The sequence below is a fragment of the Mucilaginibacter sp. genome, assembly GCF_965225845.1.
GTDB lineage: Bacteria > Bacteroidota > Bacteroidia > Sphingobacteriales > Sphingobacteriaceae > Mucilaginibacter.
The window spans coordinates 1184213-1210436 of the sequence record NZ_CBDDBL010000002.1 but is presented as its reverse complement, the minus strand read 5'-3'; the positions used below and the strand labels follow the sequence as shown (position 1 = coordinate 1210436).

Here is a 26224-nt window from a genome sequence, read left to right as displayed (position 1 = left end):
TGGTTAAACCGATAAATAGTCTTGCTATTTAAAGGTTTTTGCTTAAGTTTATTACCTTTAAGTTTAATTTGATCACATTATGAAATTTAAGCACTCTAATTTAGTGCTTGCCGGTGCTTTATGCATCTCGGTAAGTGCTTTTGCTGTTGATGGAGGCAAAAAACCTAAGCCACATCACCCAACTCTATCTGACCATCCTAAAAAATTTATTGACTCGGCTAACATGGACCTATCCATTAAACCGGGTGACGATTTTTATGATTATGCCAATGGTACATGGATAAAAGACAACCCAATTCCCGCTAAAGAAACCCGCTGGGGCAGCTTTAACAGGTTAGGCCAGGATAACACTACCAAGTTGAAGAATCTTTTAAAGGAAGTTAGTGCGACATCGGAAACACAACCCAAAGGCAGCCTGAAACAACGCGTGGGTGATCTTTATGCAAGCGGTATGGATAGCGTATTGATCGAAAAAGTTGGTTATACGCCAATAGTTCCTGATTTAAAACGTATCGACAAAATATCAAGCAATCAAGGTGTTGTTAATGAGATAGTTTACCAACGTGTGCATGCTTTGGGTAGCCCGCTATTCCGTTTTGGCGTTGGCGCTGATGACAAGCACCCTAATGTAAACATTGTTGGTTTAGACCAGGGCGGCACCAGCTTACCCGACCGTGATTATTACCTGAAAAGCGATCCTCGTACACTAAAGATACAGGATGCTTACAGAACCTATATCATAAATTTATTTACCTTAACAGGTACTACGCCTGACGAGGCCGCAAAAAATGCCGCTATTATATTTAACATAGAAAAGACATTAGCGCAAGCGCAATTAAGCCGAGTAGCTATGCGTGACCCGAATGTTACCTATAACAAATTTTCAGTAGCAGCATTTGCGCAAACTACACCGCACTTAAACTGGGTACAATTATTACCAGAAATGAAAGCACCGGGACAGGACACCATTTTAGTTGGAGAACCGGCATTTTTCAAAACCGCCGACAGCCTGTTAACCGCAACTCCTGTTAACGACTGGAAGGTATACTTAAAATGGAATATCTTAAAAGGTTCGGCGGGATCATTAAGCTCGCCATTTGTTAATGCCAGCTTTAAATTTAACCAGGTATTGAGCGGACAAAAAGTGATGGCGCCGCGCACCGAGCGTATGTCGGGCATGGTTGATGGTAGCCTGGGCGAATTGTTGGGTCAGCTTTACGTAGAAAAATACTTTACCCCAGCCGCAAAGCAATACATGGTTAACCTGGTAAACAATTTAAAAAGCACGTTAGGCGATCGTATACAACGCCTGGATTGGATGAGTGCAGAAACAAAAGCACATGCGCTTAAAAAGTTAGCTGCATTTACCGTTAAAATTGGTTATCCTGATAAATGGCAAACTTATGATGGCATAGTAATAAACCGCAATGATTACGCCGGCAACTTACGCAGCATTGGTGTTTGGCGATACAATTATATGGTAAGCCAGTTAGGCAAACCGGTTGACAAAAAACGTTGGGGTATGACTCCGCCTACTGTAAATGCCTATTACAACCCCGCAAATAACGAGATCGTTTTCCCTGCTGGTATATTGCAGTTCCCTTTCTTTGATTTTGACGCAGATGATGCTGTAAACTATGGCGGTATCGGTGCAGTTATAGGTCATGAAATGACACACGGCTTTGATGATCAGGGTCGCCAATACGATGCTGACGGCACTTTACGTAACTGGTGGAACAATGACGACGCAGATAAATTTAAAGTTCGTGCCGACCAGGTTGTAAACCAATACAATGCATTTACCGTGTTAGATACTATACACGTAAATGGCAGGTTAACCCTGGGTGAAAACCTTGCCGATTTAGGTGGTGTGAATATTGCTTACGAAGCATTCAAGAAAACTAAAGAAGGGCATTCAAACACAAAAATTGATGGCTTCACCCCTGACCAACGTTTCTTCCTTTCTTGGGCACAAGTTTGGAGAGGTTCACAAAGGCCTGAAGCTGCAGCTCAGCGTATCTTAACCGATCCGCACTCACCTGAAAAATACCGTTGCAATGCGCCTATCAGCAATGTAGATGCATGGTATGCAGCATTTAACGTGCAACCTGGAGACAAGAATTACAAAGCTCCTGCCGACAGGATAAGAGTTTGGTAAAGATCACGTATTTTGACTTATCCTTTGATTTTACAAATTTCAAACAACAAAGCCCGGTTTTACCGGGCTTTGTTGTTTGGTGGTAATTTTTATTTTAGAATTATTAGCTTTCGGCCTTGCAGACTAAAGACTTTCCGACTAATCTATATCTTTGCCTCGAATATGATTATCCATCAGTTTTACGATAAAAGCTTGGCGCATGCTTCATACGCGGTCATCCGTACAGGAAAAATGATTGTTATTGATCCATCCCGCGATCCGCAACCTTATTATGACTTCGCCCAATTGAACGAAGCTGATATTGTGGGTGTGATCGAAACTCACCCCCATGCTGATTTTGTAAGCTCGCATTTAGAGATCCATCAAACCACCGGCGCTACCATTTATGTGAGCAAGCTTACCGGTGCCCTATATCCACACGAAACTTTTGATGATGGTGATGTGATCGAATTAAATGATATCAAATTAAAAGCGATCAATACTCCCGGACATTCACCTGATTCTATTTGTATTTTATTAGAGGATGAATACAGGCACGATAACGCCATATTTACGGGAGATACATTATTTGTAGGCGATGTTGGTCGCCCGGATTTACGTGAAGATGTAGGCAATATCACCGCTAAAAAGGAAGAACTGGCTAAACAGATGTACCATTCTACCCGTGATAAGCTAATGCGCTTGCCTAAAAATGTAATCGTATACCCGGCACACGGCCCGGGCTCTTTATGCGGCAAAAACATGAGTGCCGATCTGCAAAGTACGATCGGCCGCGAGATAAGTGAGAACTACGCCTTGCAATTGATGGATGAATTGCAATTTGTAAAAACGCTTACCACTGATCAACCCTTTGTACCGAAATATTTTGGATGGGATGTGGAAATGAACAAGAAAGGCGCTGTTAAACTTAATGAAGGCATATCTTTAGTTCCTAAAAACTCAACGATAGAAGAGAATATACTTGTAATTGATACCCGCAATAAAGCTGATTTTAGAAAAGGGCATTTAAAAGATTCGATCAACCTGCAGAACGGCGAGAAGTTCGAAACCTGGCTGGGATCGATCATTAGCCTTGATGAGAAATTTTATTTGATTGCCAGTAATAATAGCGACTTAGATATCATGATCAAAAAGACTGCTAAAATTGGCTACGAGGGTAATATTAAAGCTGCTTTATTAACGCCTGATAACTCCAATGAAAGATCGGTTGATCTGGATATTGAAGATTTCAAGGCAAACGAACAAAACTACACTGTAGTGGATGTTAGAAATTGGGGTGAAGTAAATGATGGAACTTTATTTAACAATCCGGTTATTATCCCTTTGCCGGAATTGCGTGAGCGAATTAATGAGATACCAACTGGCAAGCCGATTGTAGCTCACTGTGCTGCCGGTTATCGTTCGGCGGCAGCGGCAAGCATCATATCCGCTAAAATAAAAAATGTACCAGTTTATGACCTGGGCGAAGCTGTTTTGGAGGTAAACAAGATCAAACCCTAACATGCTCGAAATTGTAAAAACCGCCGACGGTTCAAACACCATTTTTAATAGCGATGTTGGCGAAAATTACCATTCTCACCATGGTGCGTTACAGGAAAGCAGGCATGTGTTTTTAAAATCGGGATTGCAATATTTTCTTGAACAACATTCATCAAATGAAGTTTCTATTTTAGAGGTTGGTTTCGGAACAGGACTAAACTTTTTGCTTACAGCTGATTACTGCACCGTAGAAAATATTCAGCTTGAATATACAGGTATCGAGGCTTATCCCCTTACAGAGGAAATGATCAGTAAAACGGGTTATGATGAATATATTTCTCCCAAACTATGGAAACAGTTTGTCAATACTTATAGCGAAGCGTTAAGTAGTACTATTAAAGTCGATAAAAATATTGACCTCAGTATTGCGAAAACTAAATTAGTAGACTTCAATTCCGATAAGCTGTTTAATATTATCTATTTTGATGCTTTCGCCGCCGCTTATCAACCTGAAATGTGGAACGAAGCCGCCATTACTCATACACTAAGATTATTAAAACCCGGCGGTGTGTTTGTAACCTACGCAATCACGGGCAACCTTAAACGAATTGTCAAAAGTTTAGGCTTAAAAGTGGAGAAAGCACCGGGAGCACCGGGTAAAAGAGAAATGTTAAGAGCAACATCCTGATATGCAGATGTGCAAATATGTGCACGTACAGATGCCCTCTTAATTTATTCAGAAACGTCGATCTAATAATTAATAAAATCCGCACATTTGCATAACTGCACATTTGCACATCAAATTTATGCCACTAACACCTCCTATATCAGCCAATAATCCTGCTACAGCTTTTGAGCGACTGCTTACAATAATGGATGATTTGCGCATGAATTGTCCCTGGGATAAAAAGCAAACGTTGGAAAGCCTGCGCCATTTAACCATTGAGGAAACGTATGAACTTTCTGATGCGATACTAAGCGGTGATATGCCCGAGATCAGGAAAGAGTTGGGTGATATTATGCTGCATCTGGTTTTTTATGCTAGAATAGGCTCAGAAACTAATGATTTTAACATTACTGATGTATTGAATGGAATTTGCGATAAGCTGATCAACCGTCACCCGCATATATATGCTGATGTGGATGTTCAGGATGAAAATGATGTTAAGCGAAACTGGGAACAGATTAAACTAAAAGAAGGTAATAAGTCTGTTTTGGGCGGAGTGCCCCTATCGTTACCCGCATTGGTGAAAGCATCACGCATACAGGAAAAAGCCCGTGGCATAGGATTCGACTGGGAAGAGAAAAGCCAGGTGTGGGCTAAGGTTGAGGAAGAGCTACAGGAATTTAAAGATGAATTTAATGTGGAAGATGAAACAACCATCGACCATGAACGTGCTGAAAGCGAGTTTGGCGACTTGTTATTTTCGCTGATCAATTATGCCCGCTTCATCAACATCAACCCGGAGGATGCATTGGAAAAAACCAATCGTAAATTCATTAAACGTTTTCAACACCTGGAAAACAGGGCAAAAGAAAACGGCCAGCTATTACAGGATATGACACTTGCCGAAATGGATGTGTATTGGAATGAGGCGAAAAAACTCTAACTATTTAAACCTGATCGCCTTTACCGGTGATATTTTACTAACCAGCATAGACGGGATTACCAATACCAACAGGCATACTGCCAATATGCCAACGTTAAGTTCAATAGCATCCAGCCAGTTGAATTGAATAGGTACAAAAGCCATATAATATGATTCCGGATCAAGCTTGAAAGTATGGGTCATATTTTGAAAAAAGCCTAGCCCAAAACCAAATATGTTCCCGAATAACATACCTAATCCTACAAGATATAGTGCGTTTATAAGGAATATTTTCTGAATGCTCCAATTGGTAGCACCCATTGCCTTAAACATCCCGATCATGGATGTGCGCTCTAAAATCATGATCAATAAGGCCGATATCATATTGATCACCGCTACAATCAGCATTAAACTAAGCATTACAACGGTATTGGTATCCAAAAGCCTCAACCATTCAAATATAGTCGGGTAAGTTTGCTGAACCGTATAAGCTTTAAGTTTGGTTGGTAACACGTCATTTATATCATCTACAACTTTATCTATCCGGTCAAAATTACTTACCCGTATTTCATAGCCGCCAATTTGATCAGGTACCCAGTCATTAAGGCGTTGGATTAATGACATTGCACCTACAACATAAGTTTTATCTACCTCATCAACACCCGAACTATAGATCCCAACAATTTTAAATGAGCGCTCGCGCAAGGGCTGCTGTATAAAATACATGAGAATTTTATCACCAACTTTTAACCTTAACCGGTCGGCGGTTTGCTGTGATACCATGATCTCCTTTTGCGCGGCAACCGAATCGCTAAAATTCATAACCCTGCCCGAAACCATTATCTTTTTAAAAAACGACCAATCGTAATTCTTATCTACGCCCTTTAAAACAACACCCTCAATTTCGCTGTTGGCTTTGATGATACCGGGTTTGGTAGCAAACGGCATTATGTTAGTAACCAGTTTTTGAGTTAGCGCTTTTTGTACAAATTTGGGATCTGCTAAATAGGGTGAGTTTTCGTAGGAGTTATTAAGATCAAATTTCAATATCTGTATATCACCTGCAAAGCCCCGCATTTTTTCGCGGATCTCTTGTTTAAAGCCCCGTACTACGGCTAAGGACAGGATCATGATGCCAAGGCCAAGCGTAATGCCAACAATGGCTATGCGCACAATCAGTTTGGAAAAAGTGCGTGTAGACTTAAATGTTATGCGACCGGCTATAAAAGATGCGAAACTCAATGCAGGGATGTTTTTGTACCTTCGCAAATATGCGCTTTTGACTTTAAAAATGCATTATGAATATGACCACGATAAACACTTTTAAATTAATAACACTTATTTGCTGTTTAGTAAGCATTATAACTTTTTCGCAAGCGAAGCCGGTTCATACACATAAAAATCCGATTCATCGGTTAGGCAAAAAAGTTGTTCCGGGAGCTGATCAAACAAAATTATACCTAAGTTATCTGCGCGGAAAAAACATTGGCATGGTGGTAAACCAAACTTCGGTCATTGGCGATAAGCTAACGCCAAGCGTTGACAGTTTGCTAAAAATAGGCATCGGCATCAAAAAAATATTTGGCCCGGAACATGGCTTTAGAGGCAATGCAAGTAATGGAGCTTCTGTTGATAATAGCACCGATTTGAAGACAGGCTTACCGGTAATTTCATTATATGGCAAGCATTACAAACCAACGCCAGACGACTTAAATGGCATTAACTTAATGATTTTTGATATACAGGATGTTGGCGCACGGTTTTACACATACCTCTCGACTTTACAATATGTAATGGAGGCTTGTGCTGAAAACAATATTGAGTTGCTGATACTCGACCGTCCAGATCCTAATGGTTTTTATGTAGATGGCCCTGTATTGGATACGGCATTTAAATCATTTGTCGGGATGGATCCGGTACCCGTGGTATACGGAATGACCATAGCTGAATATGCCCAGATGATTAACGGCGAAGGCTGGCTAAAAAATCAGGTACAATGTAAATTGAAGATAATTAAAGTGGCTAATTACTCCCACAAAACTTTGTATACATTACCTGTAAACCCATCACCAAATTTAATTACCGCGCGGTCTGTTTTATTATATCCAAGCTTATGTTTGTTTGAAGGTACCACGTTGAGTGTAGGGCGTGGTACCTATGATCCTTTTCATGAAATTGGCCATCCGTTATTAAAGGGGAAATACAATTATTCATTTACGCCGGTTAGCATTCCCGGCATGAGCGAAGAGCCACCACAAAAAAACCAGGTTTGTTACGGTATCGACTTAAAAAATTATGATACCGGTATCATTCAAAGCAGTGGTAAACTAAACTTAACATGGTTGTTAGAATTATATAACGCCTTCCCGGATAAAGCCCACTTTTTTAACGCGTACTTTGTAAAGCTTGCCGGAACAGCCGAATTACGCAAGCAAATTGAAGCCGGTAAAACCGAAAGAGAGATACGTGCAAGCTGGGAACCTGCTTTAAGTAAATTTAAAACCATCAGGCAAAAATATTTATTATATAACTAAGTTAATTTTTTGTTAAATTGTAGCCAATAAAACCTGACCGGGATTTTTACACAATATACACTACTAAAGGAAGATATATAGCATGAGAATTGTATTTATGGGCACGCCCCAGTTTGCTGTAACGTCGCTTGATGAATTATTAATGGCAGGTTGTGACGTGGTTGGCGTTATTACCGCTCCCGATAAACCTGCCGGTCGCGGGCAAAAACTAACACAATCCGCGGTTAAAGAATATGCTGTTGCTAAGGGCTTAAAAGTTTTTCAACCCGAAAAATTAAAGGACCAGGATTTTTTAGACGAACTGAAAGCCCTGAATGCCGACCTGTTTGTAGTTGTTGCTTTCCGCATGTTACCAGCCATAGTTTGGACAATGCCCATACGCGGTACAGTTAATCTTCATGCGTCATTATTGCCGCAATACCGTGGTGCTGCACCTATAAACTGGGCCTTGATCAACGGTGAAAAAGAAACCGGCGTAACCACCTTCTTTTTAAAACAGGATATTGATACAGGAAATTTATTATTTACTGAAAAGATAACGTTAACCGGCAAAGAAACAGCCGGCGAACTGCATGACCGCTTGATGAATAAAGGTGCAGGTTTACTTGTAAAAACAGTAAAAGCTATTGAAAGCGGGCGCTACAGCGAACTACCTCAACACGAATTAGTTGAAGGTATGGAAATGAAACATGCACCAAAAATATTTAAAGAAACCTGCCTGATAGATTGGAACAATACTTCGGAAACTGTATTTAACCTGATCCGTGGCTTAAGCCCTATTCCTACCGCATACACTACTTTGAATGGTAAAACGTTCAAGATCTATTATGCTGAACAGGAAGTTACATCACCAGCAGTTCCTCCAGGTGAGTTTGAAACGGACCATAAAACCTATTTAAAATTCGCTTGCTTAGATGGCTACATTAGCGTAACGGATGTACAGTTAGAAGGTAAAAAACGCATGGGAATTGAAGAATTCCTGAGAGGAGTAAAATTATAGTCCGGCATTATTTATTCTATCAATCTAAAGTCAAAATAACTTCAGGAATACCATTTTCCGTATTATGTCGTTATTTTTACGGACTTTTTATATTTGAACAGGCATGGTATTTTACGCAGACAAGATTGAGCGCTTAAAAACAGGAATTGAACCACTTCGCAAACAATTAATTGAACACCCCTTATACAAACACATTAATTCAATCGGGGAATTATCTGTTTTTATGGAGCACCACGTTTTTGCGGTGTGGGATTTCATGTCGCTGTTAAAAGCCCTTCAACAAAAACTTACTTGTACTACCCTGCCCTGGATGCCGGTCGGCAATGCAAATACCCGCTACTTAATCAATGAAATTGTAATCGGCGAAGAAAGCGATGTAGATGAGCATGGTAACCGTACCAGCCATTTTGAGCTTTATTTAAAAGCAATGGAGCAGGCAGGTTCACCGGCAACTGCTATTACTGATCTTTTCGAAGAATTGAACCACGACAGGAATGTTGACGAAGCTTTGATCATTGCTAATATTCCAAAAGCAGCCAGAAAATTTGTTCAGCATACTTTCGATGTGATCGAAACCAACAAAAACCACGTTATTGCTGCTGTATTTACCTTCGGCCGTGAGGATCTTATCCCGGGTATGTTCATCAGCATAGTAAAAGAACTGAATGAGCAGTTACCCGGCAAAGTTGAAACTTTGCTTTATTACCTGCAACGCCATATTGAAGTTGACGGCGATCACCACTCCCACCTAGCTTACGAAATGACTGCTGAACTTTGCGGCGATGATGACCACAAATGGCAGGAAGCGTTTATTGCCGTTGTTGAGGCTTTAACCGCACGTATAGCACTTTGGGATGGAATATTGGCAGCCATAAAAGCGCCGGTAGAAGCAGAACTGTAATTAATTTTCAAGGTGTTTCCACAATTTATGGTTGACAAAATTGGAACAGTTGGTACACTTTTGACCTAATAAACGCCCTAAAAAACACTATAAAGGTGGTTTTTACCTGCTTTTTATGCTATTTTTTTGTGATAAAAAAAGTCCTCATTTTAACCCATATAGAACGTAAAACACACCTTTTTAGTGCATTTTTTAACGTGTTTTAGAATCAAAATCCGCCTTTTTTACCTGTTTTGTACCGGTAGTGAAACAGGCTGATTAATTAACGAAACCTTAAAGTTTATTCAACTCATCCAGTAGCGTTTTGCTGACTTTGTTAAAGTAGCGTTTTACGCCGTAACCCATTACATGCTGTATGCCGCGGCTGGCATTCGTCAGGAAAACCTCGTCGGCTTCGTATAAAATATCGGGATTGATTTGGGCCTCTGTTACGGCAATATTGTTTTTCTTAGCGATATTGATCACCACCTGGCGCATTACGCCCTCCACACAGCCTTCGCTTAGCGCCGGGGTGTATAAGTGATTATCGTACCAAACAAAAACGTTGGAGCTGCCTGCCTCACACAAAAAACCATTCTGGTTCAGTAAAAACACTTCGTCCAGCTTGCTTTGCTCTTTAAAAATTCCTGCCATTACATAAGTAAGCGAGTTACAGGTTTTGATGTTCGACAGGTAGTTTGTAGGCTTGGGGATGTCGGTAAAAATATCCATGATTAAGCCTTTATTATTCAGAAAATAACGCGGTTCATCGGCAGGAGTTAGCTCGATGCAATACCCCATTTTGTTAAGGCTTGGTGTATATAGTCCCCCGGCATCACGATAAACTGTAAGCCGGATACGGCCATGCTTTGCCTTATTGCGGATAGCAAGCTCTTCAACCTTAGTTTTCAGGAACCAGGCATCCATTTGTGAGTAACCGTCAATCTTTAGTGCTTTCATCCCTCGTTGCAGGCGGTCGGCATGTAAATCGGAAAATTTCAGTTCACCTTTAAACATGCGCATACTTTCAAACAAACCATCGCCATACTTAAAGCCACGGTTAGCCGTAGTAAGCAGTGGTGTATCTGCAGGCAAAATTTCGCCGTTAAAATTTATGAAAGCCGGTATCATGGGTTATAAACACAAATTTATCCTTTTTGATCTGCTGTTGCAGCAATATATTTCCGCCATTTATCTAAAACGGATTCAAAATCCTGCGGCAGAGGGGATTCGAAATGAATATATTTTTTTTGTGTCGGATGAACAAAGCCTAAAGTTTGCGCATGCAGGGCTTGGCGTGGCATCAGCTCAAAACAATTCTCAACAAACTGCTTGTACTTGCTGAACACGGTGCCCTTTAATATTTTATCGCCGCCATAGGTGGCATCGCTAAATAAAGGGTGCCCAATATGTTTCATATGCGCCCTTATCTGGTGTGTACGGCCTGTCTCCAGTTGGCATTCAATCAAAGTTACATAACCCATACGCTCCAAAACCTTATAATGGGTAACGCTCCATTTTCCTTTTTCGGGATCATCGTAAATTGACATTACGCGCCTGTCATTAACACTTCTACCGATATAACCCGTTACGGTACCATCCTGTTCCAGGTCGCCCCACACTAAGGCTAAGTATTTGCGGGTAATGGTATGATCAAAAAACTGTCGCGCAAGCCAGCTCATAGAGCGTTCGTTCTTACTGATGAGTAAAAGCCCGGAGGTATCTTTATCAATCCTATGCACTAATCCCGGCCTGCCGTCGTTACCCGGCAAAGTTGGCAATTGTTGAAAGTGATAGACCAGCGCATTTACCAAAGTTCCGGTATAGTTGTTATAACCGGGATGGACTACCATGCCTGCAGGTTTATTCACCACCAGCACATCATCATCTTCATAAACAATATCTATATCGATATTCTCCGGGTAAACTTCGGTATCGCGTGGCGGATGGGGTAACACTACCGAAATAACATCAAGCGGTTTTACTTTATAGCTTGACTTGATCTGCTTATCGTTTACCAGTACATTGCCTAAATCAATAGCATTTTGGATGCGGTTGCGCGAGGCGTTTTCAACCCTATGCATCAGGAATTTATCGATACGAAGCAGCGACTGGCCTTTATCAACAATTACACGTAAATGTTCATATAAGTCCTGCTCATCCTGTTCGTTTAATTCAGCCTCATCAATCATTGCCGTAAAAGTACTCGTTTTCAGGTTTATTAATAAATGCTATTTTTACACCGATAAATATTCCAATAACCCCATGAGAAAGATTTATTTAGCATTATTTATAAGCTTTTTAGGTGTAACCGGCGCAAAAGCACAGGATGCCCTTTCAGGTTTGATCAAATCAAGCCCCGCCGATGCAACCAAATTATTGAATGCTTATGGCATGCCTTTATTTAAAGGTTTAGGCGTTGATGAAAATAGCGGGTGGACCAATACCGCTAAAACCAAAAACTTTTTACGCTTTGATGTACGGATAACCGCTTCAGGTGCGTTTGTATCCAATGCTGATAAAACATTCGACGTAACCAGGATCGGTTTGTCGGACCACGTAAGGCCGGATAATCCTAATGAAATAATTGCCCCTACATTTGGCGGGGCTAAAACAACAGGCCCTTTGCTGGATATTTATGATGATAACGGCAACAAAGTGGGCAGCTTTAATACGCCCAAAGGCATTATTTCAGTTATCCCTGCTCCGCAGGTGCAGGCTACTATAGGTATTTTTGACAATACCGACATTACCTTACGTGGCATACCTAATATTAATGTGAGCAGCAATGTAGGTAGCGTATCCATGATAGGTGCAGGCTTAAAGCATGATATAATGCAGGATATTGTTGGCAAAACAGCCGATGAGCTGATCCCCTTTGACCTTGCTGTTGCAGTTGGCTACAGCCACTTAAATTTAACAAGGCCATTGACCGTTGATCCGGATCAGGGTGCTACACCTCAGAATAACCAACAATCCACCAATTTTAATAACCAGCATTTAGAGGGGCATTTTAACAGTTTTGTTGGCCAGCTGATCATATCTAAAAGGCTTGTATTCTTCACACCATTTTTATCAGTTGGCTATAATACTACGTACGCTAATGTAACAGCTGTGGGTAATTATCCATTAACAACAGGCACAAGTTTAGTTCCCGGCCCTAACTTTGGCAGCGAAACCTATACAACTTTTACGAACCCCATAACCATAAGCGAGACCGTACTAAACGGTGTGCGTGCTGATATCGGTTTCCAGTTAAACCTTGGCTTTTTTCGATTTTATGCTTCATACAGCCAGGCACAATACAAATCGGTTAACGGTGGCATAGGATTCGGTATTTAACAGCTGATGAATATCGACCTTGAAATTTATAGCCCTGTTCATCAAATAAGCGATAAAATATTTGAGGAACAGGGCTTATCTGTTTTTGTAAAGCGTGATGACCTGATCCATCCATTAATTTCGGGCAATAAATGGCGCAAGCTTAAATACATCCTGCTAAAGGCATCCGCAGAAAACAAGAAACACCTGGTTACTTTTGGCGGAGCCTATTCCAATCATTTGTTGGCAACCGCTGCGGCAGCGGCAAAATTTGGTTTTAAGTCGACAGGAATTGTACGCGGCGAAAGCGTGGAAAACGACACTTTATTTTTATGCCGTTTACATGGCATGAATTTGATTTTTGTTGATAGGGAAAGCTATCGCCACAAAGAGACGTTATTCCACAAATACTTTAGCACAGATGCCCATTCTTTTTTCATTGATGAAGGCGGATCGTCCATAGCAGGTGCTCAGGGTTGTGCTGAGTTAGTTGATGAACTGACTGAAACTTTCGACCATATATTTTGCGCCTGCGGGACCGGAACTACCGCGGCAGGCATTATTAATGGCTTGCAGGCCCATCAGTCAACTACTCAATTTAATGCCATTCCGGTTTTTAAGAATGGGGAATTTATGCGAAATGAGATAGATCGGCATTTATTGCATCCCGCCAACTATAACCTGCACATCGATTATCATTTCGGCGGTTACGCCAAAACAAATGCGGAATTAATAAGCTTTATAAAACGTTTTGTCGCCGATACCGGCATTTTGATCGAGCCTGTTTACACCGGCAAAATGCTTTATGCTGTTTATGATTTGGCTGCAAAACGTTATTTTAAAAGTGGCAGCAAAATATTGGCGATACATACCGGGGGATTGATAGGGTTATTGGGAATGAAAGATAAGTTTTAGCAAGCACATTTTATCACTCCCACGCAGAATTTCAACCATCTGCATGTTCAAAATACGCACATCTGCATATCAACCCCATCCGACCAAAATATTTTTTAGTCCAAAAACTATGTTTAGTCAATTTAAAGTTACTTTTTGGGCAAACGGTTCAAAAAGTGCTCAAATTGTTATTTTTAAGGGCTTTTTAGTAAATTTGGTAAAACCCAATTTGCTATGTATAACCTGCTTGTATCTCCGGAAAATGTTCAAACTACTTTAAATAAGCATATTCTTGCTGATGGTTTCGACCTGACTTTTGATATGGAAAAAAGCAAGGGCGTTTATATTTACGATGCTAAGTATAACCGTACACTGCTCGACTTTTTTACCTGCTTTGCTTCGGTTCCTTTAGGATACAATCACCCTAAAATGGTTAATGATGAAGCGTTCAAAAAGAACCTGATGCTGGCAGCCATGACCAACCCATCGAATTCCGACATCTACACCACGCAATATGCACAGTTTGTAGAGACGTTTGATAAGGTAGGCATTCCTGATTACCTGCCGCACGCATTCTTCATTTCAGGGGGCTCATTAGCCATTGAGAACGCTTTAAAAGTAGCGATGGACTGGAAGGTGCAGAAAAACTTTGCTAAAGGCTACACCAGGGAAAAAGGCTTCCAGGTAATTCACTTCGAGCATGCTTTTCATGGACGTTCAGGATATACGCTTAGTTTGACTAACACTCAACCCATCAAAACCAAATGGTTCGCCAAATTTGACTGGCCACGAGTTTCAACGCCGTATATGAACTTCCCCTATTCGGATAGTAATCACCAAGATTTACTACGCCGTGAAGAACTTTCAATCGCCCAAATAAAAAAGGCATTTGAAGACAATAAGGATGATGTTTGCGCGATAATCATCGAGCCTATACAATCCGAAGGCGGTGACAACCACTTGCGCAAAGAATTTATGGAAAAGCTAAGGCAATTGGCTGATGAAAACGAAGCATTGCTGATTTACGATGAGATACAAACCGGCGTGGGCCTTACCGGCAAATTCTGGTGCCACGAGCATTTTGGGGAGAACGCGCGCCCGGACATAATTGCATTTGGCAAAAAAATGCAGGTATGCGGTATACTGGCAGGCAGGCGTATTGATGAAGTGGAAAATAACGTATTTAAAGTTTCGTCGCGCATCAATTCTACCTGGGGCGGCAATTTGGTTGACATGGTGCGGTCATCAAAAATAATGGAAATTATTGCCGAGGATAACCTTTGTGAAAACGCCGCTAATATGGGCGATTACCTACAAGACAGGCTTTCTGAGATAGCGGAAAGATATTCGATCATGAGCAATATTCGTGGCAAAGGTTTATTAACGGCATTTGATTTTCCAAGCAAAGATATCCGCGATAATTTTATTGATACCGGATTACAACACCATGTAATGTTTTTAGGCTGCGGCGAGAAGAGTATACGCTTTAGGCCCGCACTTATTATTGAAAAAAATCATATTGACGAAGGACTGGAAATACTTGAAAAAATAGTCCCCAAATTGTAGTTACTGTAATAATATTGCTACAACCCTCTGTTTTTGACAAAAACAAGGGGGTTTTTATTTTAAAAAATACTATAATCGTTTGTTCTCGTTAAACATAGCGAGAATACATAATAAAGAAATAATAGCAGCGGCAATTATTATGAGTAAACATATTGAAAAGCTAAAGAAACAACTTACTGAAATTGCAGAGGTTGTTAACGCGTTTAAATCAGAAGCGGTACAATTAAAAATTGTTGACAGGTTACTGGATGTGCTTGTTGAATTTGATAAGGCGGATGCCGATGGAGCAGATTTTTTAATCAAGAAATTTCGTAAAAGACCTGACTCTGATACCGATGATCAATTCGCCCAGGGCAGAAAAAAACCTGGCGCTACCAAAGTTTTAAACCAATTACTAAATACTGACTTTTTTAGTACAGCACGCTCCATATCCTCCATTGCCGAATATTGTAAAGACAATTTTGATTCAGAGTTTAAAACTTCCGAACTATCGGGCATCCTGTTAAAGCTCGCTAACGAGCACAAGCTTAAAAGAGAAAGAAGCCGCGATAATAACCGTTTTGAATATGTGGCTTTGTAGATAGTGATTGGAGACTAAAGAATAGAGATTAGTTTCATCTCGGATTATCTAAGAGAAAATAGGTCATCTACGCCTAATAACTTTCTTGAGGTAAAACCCTCACCGTATCTTGCCTGGATGCTTTTACCAAATTCCATAGCGCGGCTTTCAGTTATTTTTATAAAATCAGGTGAGGAAATATAAGTCTGCGGTTCATCCTCATTATAGTCAGGATTGAAAAACTGTGAGCCATAGGCCAAAATACTTTCTACTTTTTTATCCCAATATTCGGTAATATCTATTATAATATTCGGTTCAATATAACGGTCCTGTATAAAGTGGAGTACCAATTTTGGTCGCCATGCTTCCTGCGGCTTTCCATCAAAACTGGTTTCAATCCTTCTTAAGCCACTTAAAAATGCTGAAGCTTCTACCAATTCATTGGCACGCCCATGATCCGGATGCCTGTCATGATAGGCATTAGTTATAATAATATCCGGCTGATATTTACGAATAGTTTCAATTATCTTTAGCTGATATTGAGGGGTATTTTCAAAAAAGCCATCGGGTATGCCCACGTTTTCTCTGACAGTTATTCCCAATATTTCAGCAGCTTTAGCAGCTTCTTTTGCACGTATATCAGCAGTCCCGCGTGTACCGAGTTCACCTTTGGTTAAATCAGCAATGCCAACTTTGTGTCCTAACGCAATATGTTTTAAAATAGTTCCGGCACAACCCAGTTCAGCATCATCAGGATGCACAGGTAATACTAATATATCTAATTTCATTTTATTTATTATCGGCTAATAAACGGTTGATCGCTTTTTTAACTTTGGATGTAGTGGGTTTAGTAAATGGATAAAAGAAATCCTGTACTACACCATTTTTATCAATCAAAAATTTATGGAAATTCCACCTTGGTGTAGAACTGAACTTGCCATTCTCTTTTTTATCAGCCAGAAATTTATATAAAGGATGCGCATATGTTCCTCTAACCCTGATCTTATCAAATACAGGGAAATTTGAACCATAATTTTCGCAAAAGGCAGCTATTGCTGCACCTTCTAATGGCTCCTGCCCACCAAAATCATTTGACGGAAATCCCAATATCTCGAAATCGGTATCTTTAAACTCATCCTTTAGCGCCGCTAGATCTTTAAGCTGTGGTGTAAAGCCGCATTGCGAGGCCGTGTTCACTAAAAGTAATACCTTACCCTTATAGTCTGATAATTTAATTTCTTCACCGTAAATATTTTGAATGCTGAATTGGTGGATGCTAGTAGCCATTTTTAGTTTTTAGAAGAATCATATCCTTCTTTTAATAAAATATTTTCAATATCCCTGTCTTGGTCGGGGTCGTAGGTTTCTTTAAGGTCATGGCCAAACACACGCGCTACGGATTGTAGCATAAACGCATCTAAACCACCTTTTAATTCCTTAACCAAATCATAACTGGTACTACCTGTTTCGCGGTCAATTAATTTGATTAACACTTCACCCTGACTAATTGTCAGATTTTCTACCTCTTTCTTAAACAGGTCTTTTATCTGGTCGTTACAAGCCTTTACTAATTCCTTTTGCTTATGCTTATCGGCAGTCAAAGCTAAATCGCGCTGTAATTGCCTGTATCTTTGGCCAGCAAAACGCGCATACGGAATAACTTTACGCACATTATATTCTAAACGGTTATAAGCCACGCGATCGGCCTCGCTCTTAAATATACGGGTATCTACAATTTTTATTTCACCGTACATTATCCATGGCACGGGTTTTCCGTCAAGCATAGTGACATATGTTTTAATGGTATCATTTTTGCCCATCTTCATAGGCACTGGTTTTGGTGCTTGAGCATAAACTGTCTCAACCACACCACTAAACATCAACAAGAAACCAATAAATTTCATATTTTTACCTATACAAAAATAATGCAATTTATTTTGTATTTTGAAATATGGTTTGATTTATAGTTTCCGTTACAATTTTTATTTGTAATTTTTGTTTAAACTGAAGGATGAAAGACTTGGAGATAGATTTAGAAGTAGAAAAAAACGAGATTTTAAAACGATACCGGGCTTTGCTGCGTGCTTGTAAATCAACACTTGAAAAAGGTGATAAACGCATGATACGCAAGGCTTTTGACCTGGCACTAGAGAGCCATGCCGCTATGCGCCGCAAATCCGGCGAGCCTTATATTTACCATCCTATTGCTGTTGCGCAAATAGCTGCTGAAGAGATAGGTTTGGGCACTACCTCCATTGTTTGTGCCTTGCTGCATGATGTTGTTGAAGATACAGATGTTACGCTCGATGATATTGAAAGAGAATTTGGTAAAAAGGTTGCCAAAATTATAGATGGCTTAACTAAAATATCGGGTGTATTTGACACCAACAGCTCGTTACAAGCAGAAAATTTCAGGAAAATGCTGCTTACCCTGGCTGATGATGTTAGGGTGATATTGATAAAACTGGCAGACAGGTTGCACAACATGCGTACCATGGAATTTATGCCGCGTGATAAGCAGCTAAAATTATCATCAGAAACTGTTTACCTCTATGCTCCTCTCGCCCATCGTTTGGGATTATATGCGATAAAATCTGAGTTAGAAGACCTCTCTATGAAATACATGGAGCGCGAAACTTACCAGTTCATCAAAAATAAACTTAATGAGAAGAAAGCTGAAAGGGAAAAATTCATTCGTGATTTTATTGAGCCGGTAAAAAAAGTAGTTCAAGGACAAGGATTAGAAGCCGAGGTATTTGGCAGGCCAAAATCAATCCATTCCATCTGGAATAAGATGAAGAAAAAGGCCATACCATTTGAAGAAGTATATGACCTTTTCGCAATCAGAATAATTTTAGATAGCACCCCGGAGAATGAAAAGGCTGATTGCTGGAAGGCCTATTCTATTGTTACCGATCTTTACAGGCCAAATCCTGACAGATTGCGCGATTGGATATCATCACCAAAGGCAAATGGCTATGAATCCTTGCACACAACCGTAATGGGTCCGCGGGGGCAATGGGTTGAGGTACAGATCCGTACCAAGCGCATGAACGAGATTGCCGAAAAAGGGTTCGCCGCGCACTGGAAATACAAGGAATCATCAACCGATAGTGGATTGGACCTTTGGGTTCAAAAGGTTCGTGATTTATTAAAAAATCCGGAATCGAATGCTTTGGACTTTTTGGATGATTTTAAGATGAATCTTTTCTCTGATGAGATCTTTATCTTTACACCAAAAGGTGCCCTAATACAATTACCGCTAAATGCAACCGCGCTTGATTTTGCTTTCGAGATACACACTGATGTTGGCGCAAGCTGTATTGGTGCTAAAGTAAACCACAAACTGGTACCATTAAGTTACAAACTACAAAACGGCGACCAGGTAGAGATCATCACATCAAGCAAACAAGTACCAAAAGAAGATTGGTTGAGTTTTGTGGTTACCGCAAAAGCTAAGGCTAAAATAAAATCATCCTTAAAAGAGGAAAAACGCCGTATTGCTGAAACCGGGAAGGAAATTTTAGAGCGTAAGTTAAAATCGCTTAAAATAACCTATAATTCAGAGAATATACATAAGCTGAGCTATTATTTCAAATTGGCCTCAACGCTCGATCTGTTTTTCGAAGTAGCAAAGGGAAATATTGACATGAAGGACCTGAAAGAGTACCAGGTTTCTGAAAAAATAATTGAAAATAAGCCACAGGATAAGATCGAAACCGAGCAGCTGCACAGCCTTGTTAAAAGCATCAAAGCGAAAGACAGCGATATTTTGTTGATCGGTGAAGACCTTCAAAAAATAGACTATAAGCTGGCTAATTGCTGTAACCCTATCCCGGGTGATGACGTGTTTGGATTTGTTACTGTAAGCGACGGTATAAAGATCCATAGAACCAATTGCCCGAATGCCGCTAAACTAATGGCAAACTACGGTTACCGCATTGTGAAAGCTAAATGGACAAATCAACAGGAGCTTGCATTTTTAACCGGCTTGCGAATTACAGGTATTGATGAAGTAGGTTTAATTAACCAATTAACTACAGTAATTTCAAATGATTTCAAGGTCAATATCAGGTCCATCACAGTAGACAGTGATAATGGTATTTTTGAAGGCACCATTATGATCTATGTAAACGATACACACCATTTGGATAATCTTACCAGGCGTTTAAAAATGATCAAGGGCATTAGTACGGTTACCAGGTTTGATTCCGCTATAGAGAAAGCATCTTGATATTAGTTAATTGGTCAATAGTTAATTAGTGATTGGTTTATTTTTGGTCAATTTTCTAATACAAACTATTCACCTAATCAACTTAATAAACAAATTAACTACCTTTACACGTTAATATCCCAATAATGTCGCAAGTAGAAACCATTGCATTGGTTAAAAAGATTTTTGAGGCTTACCTTGAAAATAAAAACCTCAGAAAAACACCTGAGCGTTTTGCCATACTCGAAGAAATTTATTCAAGAAGTGATCACTTTGATGTGGAGTCGTTGTATATCCATATGAAAAATAAAAAGTACCGTGTTAGTCGCGCTACGGTATATAATACACTGGAACTTTTGGTATCGTGCGATCTGGTTACCAAGCACCAGTTTGGTAAAAACATGGCCCAGTTTGAGAAATCGTATGGTTACAAACAGCACGATCATATCATTTGCCTGGATTGTGGAAAAGTGGTAGAATTTTGTGATCCGCGCATTCAGCAGATCCAAAGCATGATGGGCGATATACTTAAATTCGACATAAAACACCACTCTTTGAACCTGTATGGCAATTGTGAAAAACTAAGGGCAGGGTTTTGTGATAGAAAAATATAACTTTGCCACCTTTCATTAACATTCGAATAGATATTAAATGGCTGTTGACGTATTATTAGGCCTCCAATGGGGCGATGAAGGTAAAGGAAAAATTGTTGATGTGCTTAGTGCAGATTATGATCTGATAGCACGTTTTCAGGGCGGCCCGAATGCAGGCCATACGTTGGAGTTCGATGGTAAAAAATTCGTACTCAATACTATCCCATCGGGTATATTTTTTGATAACACGCTTAACCTTATTGGTAACGGTGTTGTTATTGACCCTATAACCCTAAAAAAGGAAATTGATAAATTAAAGGATGCTGGGCATGATCTTTTAGCTAAGAAAAACCTGGTAATAGGCAAAAAAGCGCACCTTATTTTGCCAACCCACCAATTGCTTGATGCTGCATCAGAAAAAAAGATGGGCGAAGGCAAAATCGGTTCTACCTTAAAAGGTATCGGTCCAACTTATATGGATAAAACAGGCCGTAACGGTTTGCGTATCGGCGACATTACATTGCCTGATTTTAAAGAACGCTACCAGAAATTGGTTGATAAGCATGTATCGATGCTGAAAGCGCTTTATGGTGATGTTGCAGATTTCTCAGAACGCGAAGCTTTATTTTTTGATGCGATAGACCTGATCAAGAAATTTGAATTGGTTGACTCTGAACATTTGGTTAACAGTTACCTTAAACAAGGTAAAAAGGTTTTGGCAGAAGGCGCGCAAGGCACTATGCTTGATATCGATTTCGGATCATATCCATTTGTTACTTCGTCAAATACAACTACTGCTGGTGCATGTACCGGTTTGGGCGTTGCTCCAAATAAAATAGGTGAGGTGATCGGCATATTTAAGGCTTATTGTACACGCGTTGGTGGCGGCCCCTTTCCTACCGAATTAGATAATGAATTAGGCGAAGAACTACGCCAGTTAGGCCATGAATTTGGCGCGACTACAGGTAGGCCCCGCCGTACCGGCTGGATCGATCTGCCGGCTTTAAAATACGCCATCTTGCTTAATGGTGTTACGCAATTGGTAATGACAAAAGCTGATGTTTTAAGCGGGTTTGAAAAGATTTACGCATGCACGCATTATAATTATTTAGGCGAGATCATTGATTATATGCCTTATGATATTTGTGCAGTGGCTCCGACCCCGGTTTTAAAGGAAATTGATGGCTGGAAAGAAGATTTGACCGGCATTACCGAATTATCTGAAATCCCTGAAAAACTGAAAGTATACATCAACTTTTTAGAAAAAGAGCTGGAAGTACCAATAAAATACCTATCGGTTGGACCTGACAGAGTTCAGACGCTGGAACTATATTAGTACTGCATATAAATGTGATCACTCCAATAACTGATATTAAATTATTTAAAGAAAAGGCCCTGCAATGGGCCTCTTCTTTTGGTACATTTTGTTACCTCGACTCTAATAATTTCCCCGATCCGTATTCAAAGTTTGATGTATTGATAGCAATAGGTGCTAAAAAAGAACTGGCTACAAATTCAGGAAACGCATTTAAACAATTAGCTGAATTTCGTAAGGCATATCCAGGCTGGATGATAGGGTTTTTAGGGTATGATTTGAAGAATGAGGTAGAAGATCTCACTTCGAAAAACATCGATCAGCTTGAATTTCCTGACCTTTATTTTTTCTCGCCACAATACCTGCTGTTGATAAGAGATAATCGTGCTGAAGTTATTACAGATGAACAATTTGAGTTGAGTTGGATCGAAAATCAGCAAATTAATGAACCGACAGCACAACCTGCACTAAACCTGCAATCAAGGTTTAGTAAGGATGAATATATCCTCGCTGCAAATAAGATCAAAGAACATATTAGTCGCGGCGATATTTATGTAACTAATTTTTGCCAGGAGTTTTTTGCAGAAAATGCAGTAATTGACCCCTTTGCAACATTTAAAAAGCTCAATACGATATCGCCAAATCCATTTGCAGGATTTTTGAAATGGAAAGGCAATTATATGCTCTCGGCTTCGCCTGAACGTTTTCTCGCTAACCGCGGTAACAAGCTCATATCACAACCCATAAAAGGAACGGCCAAAAGAGGTAAAACTCCGGAAGAAGATGACCTTATCAAACAGCAACTTCGCAACCATACCAAAGAACTGCAGGAAAATGTAATGATAGTTGATTTGGTTAGAAATGATCTTACCAAATCGGCAAAACAGGGTACGGTAAAAACAGAGGAGTTATTTGGCATACATACTTTTAGTCAGTTGCACCAAATGATATCTACCGTGGTTTGTGAGGTTGAAGACGATGTGTCTGATATTGAAGCGATCAAAAACACTTTCCCAATGGGGAGTATGACCGGCGCTCCAAAAATCAGCTCAATGAAGCTGATGGAAGAATTTGAGCGTAGCAAACGCGGTGTTTATTCCGGGGCTCTAGGCTACTTTAGCCCTGATGGTGACTTTGATTTTAATGTGGTGATCAGAACCTTGCTTTATAATTCAGCAAAAGAATACTTGTCGTTCCATGTAGGCAGCGCCATTACCTATCATGCCGATGCAGAACAGGAATATGAAGAATGCTTACTTAAAGCGAAAGCTATTTTACAAGCGCTGGGTCAGCAAATAGTTTAGCGCCCATTCGTACACTTATCGGCGAACCTTTTGCAAAGAAAGCCGAATATGGTTTAACGCTTAAGTATGGCTCAAATTCTTTTCCGTACAAGTTAGCAATATCAGCCTCAAAAACCGTGTCAATAACCTGGCTTATCTCCCAGGATACATGCTCAACCTGGTATTCCATGGTGACAGTTTTACCCCAGCTGTTATAACCCCAATAATGCTCAAAAATAAATTCTTCAGCACTGCCTGGTTGGATAACTTCGGTCTTATTATTTACGGTACCGCCTAATTTATTCCATGTTTTATCCAGTTTCCATTCGTATAAAAATTGGGTTTGCTCATTTGGCATCGCTGTGATAGAATGCCGCATTCGCAAAGCCTTATAATGTTCTTTATATAAACTGTTAGCAATAACGGTTATAAGAATTTTAGGGACTATCTCACTTACAAAAACAGCGCCCCGCTTCCATTCCTTGCCATCAAAATGGCGTACGTAAAAACGCAGGTTAACTTCTTCAAAATTTACATGGAATGGCCATTTGATGCCCAATACACTGGTTTCCTCAAATAAAAAGCCAACCATGCTTACCAATGCTTTACCCCGCCATAGGTCCAGCACAGTATATGCGGGTAAATAAGGTTTTAGTATTTCGGGGTCAACTTCATAGTTAACCATCAGTAGGTTTGTCCAGCGTGCTTTTAAAAATCTTGGATGGCTCATTCGTTTATATTTACAGTGATGAGCTTTATATTTTAAGCTGATTTTCTTTTAAAAAGGTTAACTTTTGATTCTGTGCCTTTAAGCAGGCGTTCAATATTTTTTTGATGGGTAACCAATATCAGCAGGCACATACACATCCCATAAATAATTACCGAACGGATATACATCGGGAATATAAAGGTTACACATATAGGGTATGCAAACCCGGCCATTATTGAGCCTAAGGAAACATATTTGGTAAGCAATAAAAAGGTGATAAATATCCCGACACAAAATAATGCTGCGGGTAAATTGATCGCCAGTATCATCCCAAATAATGTAGCGATACCCTTGCCGCCCCTAAAGCCTGCAAATATCGGGAATAAGTGGCCCATTACGGCTGCTATGCCCAATGCCAACGCGTAATTAATATATTCAGGTGAGTTGTAGGCCCCTGTGGTTGATACGCCGATAAAATAGGCCAGGTTGGTAGCCGTCCATCCTTTTAAAATATCAATAAGCATAACAGGTATACCTGCTTTCTTACCTAAAACCCTAAAGGTATTGGTGGCACCTGCATTACCGCTACCATATTCACGTACATCTACGTCAAAAAATGCCTGCCCTATCCAAACTGCCGTTGGGATAGACCCGCATAAATAGGCCAGTATGAGCGCTGAAATCGAATAGATTGATATCATCTCTCCACAATATTACTAAATTGTAATCATACTTAAATGTAAAAATCCAATTAATGATAGAAAGTTTAGCAACTCATTCTACCGCAACCAGATTATTTAACCGCCTTTAAACTTAAGTCAAGGCTTTTAACAGAATGTGTTAAGGCTCCCACTGAAATATAATCAACCCCGCAAGCTGCGTACTCACGTATATTATCAATTGTAATACCCCCGGATGCTTCTGTAATAAACCTTCCTTCAATCATATTAACAGCGTCCCTAAGATCAGTGAAATTAAAGTTATCCAGCAATATCCGGTCAACTCCGCCGGTTTGTATAACCTCGCTCAGTTCTTCAATATTGCGCACCTCAATTTCAATGGCCAATTTTTTATGATTGGCAGCAAGATAATTATGCGCACCTTCTATTGCTTCGCTGATACCGCCGGCGTAATCAACGTGGTTATCTTTGATCAGGATCATATCATACAAACCAAAACGGTGATTTACGCCGCCGCCAATGCGTACTGCCCATTTCTCTAAATAGCGTAAACCGGGTGTGGTTTTGCGGGTATCTAATACCTTGGTATTGTATCCTTTTAAAATATCAACTATTTCGTTGGTTTTAGTAGCGATACCGCTCATATGCTGCATGCAGTTAAGTACTAACCTTTCAGCTTTTAAAATGCTTTGCGCATTACCCTCAACTTCAAAAGCGACATCGCCGAATTGAATTTCTGCACCGTCTTTTAGGAAAACGTTCAGTTTTAAATTTTCATCAACAATATGGAATATCTCAGCAGCAAGTTCAACACCGGCTAAAATGCCGGTATCTTTTACTAAAAGTTTTGCTTTGCCTGTGGTATTAGCCGGTATGGTGGCCAGCGAGGTATGGTCACCATCGCCTACATCTTCTTTTAAAGAGCTTATTATAAATTGGTCAACGTATTCTTTATCCAAAATCTTTACTTTTTTAATAGGTCAAAAGTAAAAACAATTAGATTATTATTTAGTTTTTTCGTTTTCTATACGCAATTCAATGATTTTCATGCCCTCTTTTTTGGATAGGGTGTAGGCTATGCGATAAGTCCCTTTATCGGTATTTAAAAGAACAACAGCAAATTGATAATCAGGATTAGAATCTAACCGATGGAACAGCTTTACCCTCACAGGCTTATTCTGAGAAAAAAAGGAAGCTAATACCGGTGCTGATGACTTTTTGTCGAGTATATTATCACCGTTTAAAATGGTCACCTCCACATTATCCGAAAATTGCTTTACCAGTTCAGCTGTATTTCCCTGACGTAACAAAGCCATTACATTATCTATCGTATCAGCTTTAACTGAAAACGGGAGCAGAAAAAGTAATGTTACCGAAGCCAAATAACTCAATTTCATAATGAACAATAGGTTGGTTTCTAATAAGATTTCAATTTAATAAAAAAGTTGCAT

General features: G+C 39.9%; 25 protein-coding genes. 15 read left to right on the top strand and 10 right to left on the bottom strand.

Going from position 1 to position 26224, the window contains the following annotated elements:
- The first annotated feature begins 79 nt into the window (after window positions 1-79).
- The 4 genes from ACYZ0U_RS09275 (at window position 80) to mazG (ending at window position 5247) form a co-directional block, all read left to right on the top strand.
- The gene (locus ACYZ0U_RS09275) at window positions 80-2158 is read left to right on the top strand and encodes a M13 family metallopeptidase (protein ID WP_461451806.1); all 2079 of its coding nucleotides are present in this window, start codon (window positions 80-82) and stop codon (window positions 2156-2158) included.
- 162 nt (window positions 2159-2320) lie between these two features.
- Window positions 2321-3658 carry an MBL fold metallo-hydrolase gene (locus ACYZ0U_RS09270; RefSeq protein WP_461451805.1) on the top strand — a complete coding sequence of 446 codons (1338 nt, stop codon included), beginning with the start codon at window positions 2321-2323 and terminating at the stop codon, window positions 3656-3658.
- 1 nt (window position 3659) lies between these two features.
- Entirely contained in the window at window positions 3660-4325 is a 666-nt protein-coding gene (mnmC2, locus tag ACYZ0U_RS09265; protein WP_461451804.1) for a tRNA (5-methylaminomethyl-2-thiouridine)(34)-methyltransferase MnmC2, read from the top strand.
- 118 nt (window positions 4326-4443) lie between these two features.
- Window positions 4444-5247, top strand: a complete 804-nt coding sequence (gene mazG / locus ACYZ0U_RS09260; protein ID WP_461451803.1) for a nucleoside triphosphate pyrophosphohydrolase — start codon at window positions 4444-4446, stop codon at window positions 5245-5247.
- Here the strand turns inward: mazG and ACYZ0U_RS09255 are convergent, their stop codons facing one another.
- Window positions 5248-6495, bottom strand: a complete 1248-nt coding sequence (locus ACYZ0U_RS09255) for an ABC transporter permease (RefSeq protein ID WP_461451802.1) — start codon at window positions 6493-6495, stop codon at window positions 5248-5250.
- A gap of 35 nt (window positions 6496-6530) precedes the next feature.
- On the opposite strand from ACYZ0U_RS09255, the gene ACYZ0U_RS09250 reads away from it, so the two are divergent.
- The 3 genes from ACYZ0U_RS09250 (at window position 6531) to ACYZ0U_RS09240 (ending at window position 9661) form a co-directional block, all read left to right on the top strand.
- Window positions 6531-7760, top strand: a complete 1230-nt coding sequence (locus ACYZ0U_RS09250; protein WP_461451801.1) for an exo-beta-N-acetylmuramidase NamZ family protein — start codon at window positions 6531-6533, stop codon at window positions 7758-7760.
- A gap of 82 nt (window positions 7761-7842) precedes the next feature.
- Complete coding sequence (gene fmt / locus ACYZ0U_RS09245; RefSeq protein ID WP_461451800.1) at window positions 7843-8760, top strand: methionyl-tRNA formyltransferase; 918 nt, start codon at window positions 7843-7845, stop codon at window positions 8758-8760.
- A gap of 103 nt (window positions 8761-8863) precedes the next feature.
- Window positions 8864-9661, top strand: coding sequence for a DUF3050 domain-containing protein (locus ACYZ0U_RS09240; RefSeq protein ID WP_461451799.1), 798 nt, complete (start codon window positions 8864-8866; stop codon window positions 9659-9661).
- A gap of 273 nt (window positions 9662-9934) precedes the next feature.
- Here the strand turns inward: ACYZ0U_RS09240 and ACYZ0U_RS09235 are convergent, their stop codons facing one another.
- Window positions 9935-10771, bottom strand: coding sequence for an aminotransferase class IV (locus ACYZ0U_RS09235; protein ID WP_461451798.1), 837 nt, complete (start codon window positions 10769-10771; stop codon window positions 9935-9937).
- A 17-nt stretch (window positions 10772-10788) separates the two neighbouring features.
- Complete coding sequence (locus tag ACYZ0U_RS09230; protein WP_461451797.1) at window positions 10789-11832, bottom strand: RluA family pseudouridine synthase; 1044 nt, start codon at window positions 11830-11832, stop codon at window positions 10789-10791.
- Window positions 11833-11905: 73 nt separating this feature from the next.
- On the opposite strand from ACYZ0U_RS09230, the gene ACYZ0U_RS09225 reads away from it, so the two are divergent.
- The 4 genes from ACYZ0U_RS09225 (at window position 11906) to ACYZ0U_RS09210 (ending at window position 16001) form a co-directional block, all read left to right on the top strand.
- Window positions 11906-12982, top strand: a complete 1077-nt coding sequence (locus ACYZ0U_RS09225; protein ID WP_461451796.1) for a DUF6588 family protein — start codon at window positions 11906-11908, stop codon at window positions 12980-12982.
- A 6-nt stretch (window positions 12983-12988) separates the two neighbouring features.
- Window positions 12989-13876: a 1-aminocyclopropane-1-carboxylate deaminase/D-cysteine desulfhydrase gene (locus tag ACYZ0U_RS09220; protein WP_461451795.1), complete on the top strand. Its 888-nt coding sequence runs from the start codon at window positions 12989-12991 to the stop codon at window positions 13874-13876.
- Window positions 13877-14089: 213 nt separating this feature from the next.
- Window positions 14090-15421: an L-lysine 6-transaminase gene (lat, locus tag ACYZ0U_RS09215; RefSeq protein ID WP_461451794.1), complete on the top strand. Its 1332-nt coding sequence runs from the start codon at window positions 14090-14092 to the stop codon at window positions 15419-15421.
- Between the two features lie 139 nt (window positions 15422-15560).
- Window positions 15561-16001 (top strand): hypothetical protein, encoded by a 441-nt coding sequence (locus tag ACYZ0U_RS09210; protein WP_461451793.1) that lies wholly within the window; start codon window positions 15561-15563, stop codon window positions 15999-16001.
- 44 nt (window positions 16002-16045) lie between these two features.
- Here the strand turns inward: ACYZ0U_RS09210 and bshB1 are convergent, their stop codons facing one another.
- The 3 genes from bshB1 to ACYZ0U_RS09195 are packed head-to-tail and all read right to left on the bottom strand — an operon-like array spanning window position 16046 to window position 17884.
- The gene (gene bshB1 / locus ACYZ0U_RS09205; RefSeq protein ID WP_461451792.1) at window positions 16046-16768 is read right to left on the bottom strand and encodes a bacillithiol biosynthesis deacetylase BshB1; all 723 of its coding nucleotides are present in this window, start codon (window positions 16766-16768) and stop codon (window positions 16046-16048) included.
- A gap of 1 nt (window position 16769) precedes the next feature.
- Window positions 16770-17267 (bottom strand): glutathione peroxidase, encoded by a 498-nt coding sequence (locus ACYZ0U_RS09200; protein ID WP_461451791.1) that lies wholly within the window; start codon window positions 17265-17267, stop codon window positions 16770-16772.
- Between the two features lie 2 nt (window positions 17268-17269).
- A complete protein-coding gene (locus ACYZ0U_RS09195; protein WP_461451790.1) occupies window positions 17270-17884 on the bottom strand; it encodes a DUF4294 domain-containing protein in 615 nt (204 codons plus the stop codon).
- A 107-nt stretch (window positions 17885-17991) separates the two neighbouring features.
- Here ACYZ0U_RS09195 and ACYZ0U_RS09190 point away from each other — a divergent pair, with 107 nt between their 5' ends.
- The 4 genes from ACYZ0U_RS09190 (at window position 17992) to ACYZ0U_RS09175 (ending at window position 23405) form a co-directional block, all read left to right on the top strand.
- Entirely contained in the window at window positions 17992-20214 is a 2223-nt protein-coding gene (locus ACYZ0U_RS09190) for a RelA/SpoT family protein (protein WP_461451789.1), read from the top strand.
- Between the two features lie 125 nt (window positions 20215-20339).
- The gene (locus ACYZ0U_RS09185; protein WP_461451788.1) at window positions 20340-20807 is read left to right on the top strand and encodes a Fur family transcriptional regulator; all 468 of its coding nucleotides are present in this window, start codon (window positions 20340-20342) and stop codon (window positions 20805-20807) included.
- A 37-nt stretch (window positions 20808-20844) separates the two neighbouring features.
- The gene (locus ACYZ0U_RS09180; RefSeq protein ID WP_461451787.1) at window positions 20845-22122 is read left to right on the top strand and encodes an adenylosuccinate synthase; all 1278 of its coding nucleotides are present in this window, start codon (window positions 20845-20847) and stop codon (window positions 22120-22122) included.
- Window positions 22123-22136: 14 nt separating this feature from the next.
- Complete coding sequence (locus ACYZ0U_RS09175; protein WP_461451786.1) at window positions 22137-23405, top strand: anthranilate synthase component I family protein; 1269 nt, start codon at window positions 22137-22139, stop codon at window positions 23403-23405.
- Here the strand turns inward: ACYZ0U_RS09175 and ACYZ0U_RS09170 are convergent.
- From ACYZ0U_RS09170 to ACYZ0U_RS09155, 4 genes are all read right to left on the bottom strand, one after another.
- Window positions 23371-24114, bottom strand: a complete 744-nt coding sequence (locus tag ACYZ0U_RS09170) for a YqjF family protein (RefSeq protein ID WP_461451785.1) — start codon at window positions 24112-24114, stop codon at window positions 23371-23373. The two genes, ACYZ0U_RS09175 and ACYZ0U_RS09170, sit on opposite strands and share 35 nt — an antisense overlap.
- A gap of 32 nt (window positions 24115-24146) precedes the next feature.
- Window positions 24147-24794: a glycerol-3-phosphate 1-O-acyltransferase PlsY gene (plsY, locus tag ACYZ0U_RS09165; protein WP_461451784.1), complete on the bottom strand. Its 648-nt coding sequence runs from the start codon at window positions 24792-24794 to the stop codon at window positions 24147-24149.
- 92 nt (window positions 24795-24886) lie between these two features.
- Complete coding sequence (gene nadC, locus ACYZ0U_RS09160; RefSeq protein ID WP_461451783.1) at window positions 24887-25732, bottom strand: carboxylating nicotinate-nucleotide diphosphorylase; 846 nt, start codon at window positions 25730-25732, stop codon at window positions 24887-24889.
- A 45-nt stretch (window positions 25733-25777) separates the two neighbouring features.
- Entirely contained in the window at window positions 25778-26170 is a 393-nt protein-coding gene (locus ACYZ0U_RS09155) for a DUF4783 domain-containing protein (protein ID WP_461451782.1), read from the bottom strand.
- Window positions 26171-26224: the final 54 nt, after the last annotated feature.